The sequence below is a fragment of the Myxococcus sp. CA023 genome (assembly GCF_010998615.1).
GTDB lineage: Bacteria > Myxococcota > Myxococcia > Myxococcales > Myxococcaceae > Myxococcus.
Window position 1 is genome coordinate 1 of sequence record NZ_JAAEAH010000221.1, and the last position, 410, is coordinate 410.

The 410-nt window shown below is 70.5% G+C and carries 1 protein-coding gene; it reads left to right on the forward strand.

The features are described from left to right. On the forward strand, window positions 1-410 hold a 410-nt coding region (locus F8M74_RS37375), incomplete at both ends, for a hypothetical protein (protein ID WP_205604120.1).

The window sequence follows — 410 nt, forward strand, 5'->3', positions numbered from 1 at the left end:
GCGGTGATCCGCGAGGCAAGCGGGTTGCCGCCGTTCGCCGGTTCCACGCCGGGCGAGGTGTTCCTGGCGGTTTCAGGAGGGACCGGACAGGACATAGCGGCGGTGGCCCTGGCAGACGGAAGCATCGTTCACCACCGTCTACGGGACGTGGAATGGCAGAGTCCGGCATCCGCCGCCATCGCCACCGGGCTGGGGGTCAAACCCGTGACCAGGGGCGACCTGCCGGCTGCCCGCGCCGCCGGGGAAGCGGATCCGGCCACCAGGACCGCAGAGGAAGTCGTCGCGAAATCCTCGAAGCTGCACCAGGTCTACCACGATACCGCCCGCGCCCTGGTCGCGACGCTCTCGGGTGTCCCGGACATCGTCAAGGGCGATCCGGCGGCGGTCCGCGTCGGCGACCTGTTCGGAGC